Annotated in this window: 1 pseudogene; it reads right to left on the bottom strand. The window is 40.5% G+C overall.

The annotated features are described in order from the left end of the window. Positions 1 to 101: 101 nt before the first annotated feature. Positions 102 to 378: pseudogene (locus tag ABS784_RS17000) on the bottom strand (short-chain dehydrogenase/reductase); the annotation flags it as partial.

Raw genomic sequence — 378 nt, 5'->3', positions numbered from 1 at the left:
ATCAATTGTAAATTTCTAGATAATTTAAATACCTTAAAAACAAAAATAGAGTGGAAAACGTACTTCTAGATTTTTTGGAAGAAAATCCTAGTATCCGGATTCTATCTGTCCCACAGCCGCTTCATCACCATCCGCTCCCACCACTTCCACGGCAATATATTTTTCAAGACAATTCCTAATTTCACACCTTTGCCAACCGGATACCGCAATTTCGGATAAGGAGACTTTGCCACGTGTACAATCTGTTGGATCACTTCATACGGAGAGGGTGCCGTGTCAGCAACATGGTTGACATATTTCAAAATTTTCTCCATCTCTTTAACATAAGGAGAATCCGGATTGACCGATACCGCATCCAGCCCTTTTGACCAGATTTCC

The organism is Geobacillus sp. G4 (assembly GCF_040327975.1).
Lineage (GTDB): Bacteria > Bacillota > Bacilli > Bacillales > Anoxybacillaceae > Geobacillus > Geobacillus thermoleovorans.
This window is presented reverse-complemented; position numbering and strand designations above follow the sequence as displayed.